This is a genomic window from Streptomyces hainanensis, assembly GCF_004348415.1.
Taxonomy (GTDB): Bacteria; Actinomycetota; Actinomycetes; order Streptomycetales; family Streptomycetaceae; genus Streptomyces; species Streptomyces hainanensis.
Map to the genome: position 1 here is coordinate 1 of NZ_SMKI01000565.1, position 4,457 is coordinate 4,457.

Sequence of the window (4,457 nt, forward strand, 5' to 3'; positions counted from 1 at the left end):
GCCCCAGGCCGTAGGGGACCGACCGGGGGACCGGCCGGGGGAGATGTGCCCCCGTGCCGGCCTGCGCCCCGTGGGGCCGGGGTCGCGGCGAGGCGGTAGGCCGCAAGGCCGGCACGGCAACCTTTTCGCGCCGCGCGGCGACTTCGCAGTGCTCGATCTTCGCCACCCCCGATCCCCCGAGGAGAGAAACCGTGTCTGCTGCGCAACGCCGCGCCACACGGCGCCGGAGCCGGATGAGCAGGCTGCGAGGCTGGTTCTGTGTCGCGGCCACCGCGGCCGTCGTCGCGACCGGGCTCGGCGGCTCCGCCGCCACCGCGACCGCCGCCGACGCCGAGGCCGCCGCCCAGGACGACGTGCGGCCGTTGGCCCAGTTGGAGAGCCTGGACCGCGGCCTGGTCAGTGTCTACACCGGCAGTGGCAACCTGGTCAGCTGGCGGTTCCTGGCGTCCGATCCGGACAACGTCGCGTTCAACCTGTACCGGGGTGACACCCTGGTCGCCTCCAACATCACGGGTGCGACGAACTACTTCCACTCCGGTGCGCCCAACAGCGCCGACTACCGTGTCCGGGCCGTCGTCAACGGCACGGAGCAGGCGTTCTCGCCGCACGCGATCCAGTTCCGCTCGGGCTACTACGACGTGCCGATCCAGCGTCCGGCCGGGGGCACCACCCCCGACGGGGTGGCCTACACCTACGAGGCCAACGACGGGTCCGTCGGCGACCTCAACGGCGACGGCGAGCTGGAGATCGTCCTGAAGTGGCAGCCCACCAACGCCAAGGACAACTCCCAGTCGGGTTACACCGGCAACACCATCGTCGACGGCTACACGCTCTCCGGGCAGCGGCTGTGGCGCATCGACCTGGGCCGCAACATCCGCTCCGGCGCGCACTACACCCAGTTCCAGGTCTTCGACTACGACGGCGACGGCTCCGCCGAGGTGGTCATGAAGACGGCCGACGGCTCCGTCTCCGGCACCGGCCAGGTGATCGGCAGCTCCAGCGCCGACTACCGCAACTCCTCCGGCTACGTCCTGTCCGGCCCGGAGTACCTGACGGTGTTCTCCGGCCGGAACGGCGCCGCGTTGGCCACCACGGACTACGTGCCGGCCCGCGGCACCGTCTCGTCGTGGGGTGACAACTACGGCAACCGCGTCGACCGGTTCCTGGCCGGCACCGCCTATCTGGACGGCGACCGGCCCTCGATCATCATGGCCCGGGGCTACTACACCCGTACGGTGATCGCCGCCTGGGACTGGCGCAACGGGCAGCTGACCCGCCGCTGGACCTTCGACACCAACAGCTCGACCAACACGGGGCGCGGCTACGACGGGCAGGGCAGCCACTCCCTGTCCATCGGCGACGTCGACCGCGACGGTCGGGACGAGATCGTCTACGGCGCGATGGCGGTGGACGACAACGGCAACTCGCTGTGGACCACCCGCACCGGCCACGGCGACGCCCAGCACCTCGGCGACTTCGACCCCAACAGCGCGGGTCTGGAGTACTTCAAGGTCTCCGAGTCCACCTCCCAGCCGTCCTCGCTCCGCATCAACCCGGCCAACGGCCAGATCCTCTGGCAGACCGGGTCGGGCTCGGACAACGGCCGCGGCGTGGGCGGCAACATCGTGGAGGGGCGGGTCGGCGGCCAGTTCTGGTCGGCGTCCGACACCGCGCTGCGCGACCTGGGCGGCGGAAACATCGGCCGCGAGCCGTCCAGCGTCAACTTCCTCGCCTGGTGGGACGGCGACCTGAGCCGTGAGCTGCTGGACCAGACCCGGATCGACAAGTACGGCACCGGCGGCGACACCCGGCTGCTCACCGGCTCCGGCGTCGCCTCCAACAACGGCACCAAGGCCACCCCGGTGCTCTCCGGCGACATCCTCGGCGACTGGCGCGAGGAGGTCATCTGGCGCACCAGCGACAACAACGCGCTGCGGATCTACTCCACCCCGATCCAGACCTCGCACCGGATCACCACCCTGCTCCAGGACCGGATGTACCGCACCGGCCTCGCCTGGCAGAACACCGCCTACAACCAGCCGCCGCATCCCGGCTTCTACCTCGGCTACGGCATGGGAGCGGCACCCAGGCCGACAATCGCCCAAGCGTCAACCGGGCGCTGAGCAAACAGCCGGATTGGGCAAATCGGGTGAACGGCGGCAACCGATTCCGGGTCGACGCGTTGTTCAGTGCGCTCCAAGAACAGGGCACTCCAGAACTCGGAAGGACAAGCCAAGTGCTGAAGAAGACGCTTGCCACGGCTGCCGTCGCGGCCACCGCCGTCGGTGTGGCGGGCATGGCTGCCGCCCCGGCCATGGCCATCGGTGACGACGAGGGCCCCACCACGATCAGTGGCAACGGCAACAAGCGGGCGACCGGCAACATCACCACCGGCGGCTACATGAGCCCCAACATCGGGCTCGTCAACGGCTCGCTGAACGAGATCTGCGTCTCGGTTCCTCCGAACCTCGACCTGCAGAACGTGGTCCAGGTCATCGCCATTCCGATCGGCGTCCAGGACCTGCTCACCAGCAAGAACAGCCAGAACTGCACCGAGAACTCGGTCCAGATCGACGGCGACGACCCGCTGTCGCACTTCCTCAGCAACATCCCGGTTCTCTCCGGGAACGGTGCTGGCAACAGCTGAGGACCAGCGGACCCCGGGTTCTTCGGCCTTCTGACCGGTGCTCCGCAATGAGACGGCCCCCTCCCCAACACCACCCCTGGGGAGGGGGTCGCTTTTCTTTGCCCGGTTTCTCCGCCCGGCCGCCGGGACCGGGCCTACGCCCGGCGGCGGCCCACCAGCTGCGGTTCGTGTTCCAGGCCCTGGAGCCCGTGCCACGCGAGGTTGACCAGGTGGGCCGCGACCTCGGCCTTCTGCGGCTTGCGCACGTTGAGCCACCACTGGCCGGTCAGCGCCACCATGCCCACCAGCGCCTGGGAGTACATCGGCGCCAGCTTGGCGTCGAAGCCGCGGCCCTTGAACTCGACGCCCAGGATGTCCTCGACCTGGGTGGCGATGTCGCCGATCAGTGAGGCGAAGGTGCCGGTGGACTGGGCCACCGGCGAGTCCCGCACCAGGATGTGGAAGCCGTCCGTGTACTGCTCGATGTAGTCGAGGAGCGCGAACGCCGCCTGTTCCAGCAGCTCGCGCGGGTGACCGGCGGTCAGCGCGCCGGTCACCATCGAGAGCAGCCGGCTCATCTCACGGTCGACGACGACCGCGTAGAGCCCTTCCTTGCCGCCGAAATGCTCGTACACCACCGGCTTGGAGACCCCGGCCTTGGCCGCGATCTCCTCCACCGAGGTGCCTTCGAAGCCGCGCTCCGCGAAGAGCGTGCGGCCGATGTCCAGCAGCTGTTCCCGGCGCTCGGTGCCCGTCATTCTCCGGCGGGCCCGCCGCGTAGTGCGCGGATTCCTGCCCTTGCCGTCGTCCTTGATGCTGTTATCGGTCGCCACGCCACCCATCATGCCGTGTTGGTTGCGGCCGCTTCCTTACGGTTTTCTCCCGGATCCATGCCGTTGCTGCCCGGGATGATCCGCTTGGCGTCGATTCGCGACTGCTTGGGCCAGCGGACGTCGTAGACCCAGCCGGCCTTCTCGAACCAGCTGATCAGCCGGGCGCTGGAGTCGAGCTGCCAGCGGTCGACGCCGTGCCGGGCGCAGGTCGGGTCCGCGTGGTGCAGGTTGTGCCAGGACTCTCCGCAGGACAGCACGGCCAGCCACCACACGTTGCCGGAGCGGTCCCGGGAGCGGAACGGCCGCTTGCCGGTGGCGTGGCAGATCGAGTTGATCGACCAGGTGACGTGGTGCAGCAGCGCGACCCGCACCAGCGAGGCCCAGAAGAAGGCGCTCAGCGCGCCCTCCCAGGACCACGAGATCAGCCCGCCGAGCAGCGGCGGCAGCAGCAGCGTCACCGTGGTCCACAGCGTGAACTGCCGGGAGATCCGGCGCAGGTCGGGGTCCTTGACCAGGTCGGGCGTGTAGATGTGCTGCGGCGTCTGCTCGCGGTCGAACATCCAGCCCATGTGGGCCCAGAACAGGCCCTTGACCAGGGCCGGCACGGTCTCGCCGTACCGCCAGGGGGAGTGGGGGTCGCCCTCGGCGTCCGAGTGCTTGTGGTGCTTGCGATGGTCGGCCACCCAGCGCACCACCGGGCCCTCGGAGGCCAGCGAGCCGGCGATGGCCAGCGCGATCTTCATCGGCCGCTTCGCCTTGAACGCGCGGTGCGTGAAGTACCGGTGGAAGCCGATCGTGATGCCGTGGCAGCCGACGTAGTAGAAGACCACCATCAGCGTCAGGTCGAGCCAGCTCACGCCCCAGCCCCAGGCCAGCGGGACGGCGGCGAGCAGCGCCAGGAACGGCACCGTGATGAACAGGGCGAGGGCGACCTGTTCCGCGGTGCCGCGCCGCTCGCCGCCGAGGGTGGCGGAGGGCGGCGGCTCGGCGGGGGGCGG

At 69.7% G+C, this 4,457-nt stretch carries 4 protein-coding genes; 2 read left to right on the forward strand and 2 right to left on the reverse strand.

The window, feature by feature from the left end; genetic code table 11:
• Positions 1–233: 233 nt before the first annotated feature.
• Both E1283_RS32545 and E1283_RS32550 read left to right on the forward strand, forming a co-directional pair.
• Positions 234–2,123 carry a rhamnogalacturonan lyase gene (locus tag E1283_RS32545; RefSeq protein ID WP_165956328.1) on the forward strand — a complete coding sequence of 630 codons (1,890 nt, stop codon included), beginning with the start codon at positions 234–236 and terminating at the stop codon, positions 2,121–2,123.
• Between the two features lie 113 nt (positions 2,124–2,236).
• Complete coding sequence (locus E1283_RS32550; protein ID WP_132821763.1) at positions 2,237–2,647, forward strand: rodlin; 411 nt, start codon at positions 2,237–2,239, stop codon at positions 2,645–2,647.
• A 134-nt stretch (positions 2,648–2,781) separates the two neighbouring features.
• Here the strand turns inward: E1283_RS32550 and E1283_RS32555 are convergent, their stop codons facing one another.
• The gene (locus E1283_RS32555; protein ID WP_132821764.1) at positions 2,782–3,468 is read right to left on the reverse strand and encodes a TetR/AcrR family transcriptional regulator; all 687 of its coding nucleotides are present in this window, start codon (positions 3,466–3,468) and stop codon (positions 2,782–2,784) included.
• On the reverse strand, positions 3,468–4,457 hold a 990-nt coding region (locus E1283_RS32560), incomplete at its 5' end, for an acyl-CoA desaturase (protein ID WP_132821762.1). The genes E1283_RS32560 and E1283_RS32555, both read right to left, overlap by 1 nt.

What these genes read in the sequence shown, in the direction of transcription:
- E1283_RS32545 (WP_165956328.1), top strand. Translation starts at nt 234, where the DNA reads ATGAGCAGGCTGCGAGGCTGGTTCTGTGTCGCGGCCACCGCGGCCGTC.
- E1283_RS32555 (WP_132821764.1), bottom strand. Translation starts at nt 3,468, where the DNA reads ATGGGTGGCGTGGCGACCGATAACAGCATCAAGGACGACGGCAAGGGC.